Source organism: Treponema sp. R6D11 (assembly GCF_054786075.1).
The window spans coordinates 1-260 of sequence record NZ_BDHD01001167.1 but is presented as its reverse complement, the minus strand read 5'-3'; the positions used below and the strand labels follow the sequence as shown (position 1 = coordinate 260).

Below are 260 nucleotides of genomic sequence, written 5' to 3'. Positions count from 1 at the left end.
TATGATCCGCTGTTATATAAAAGGATTTATAAGCGAAATCCTGTCGATGGCCGCCGTCGTCCTCGGCCTTCTCGCCTCATTGTTCTTCTACAAGAACGGAGCCGCATTTATAAGGGCGAGATATATGCCCGACTTAAAAGTAATTCCTGAAATCATATCGTTCATAGCCTTGTTTATCATCGTTTTTATTGTTATTAAACTTTTTGAAATTATTTTAAATGGCGTAATTGAAGGGGTAAGCCTTAAAGGGGCGGATCATT

1 protein-coding gene is annotated in these 260 nt (G+C 39.2%); it reads left to right on the top strand.

The features are described 5' to 3' along the window. A partial coding sequence (locus tag ACYVTD_RS17960) for a CvpA family protein (protein ID WP_461248972.1) occupies window positions 1-260 on the top strand: 260 nt, incomplete at both ends.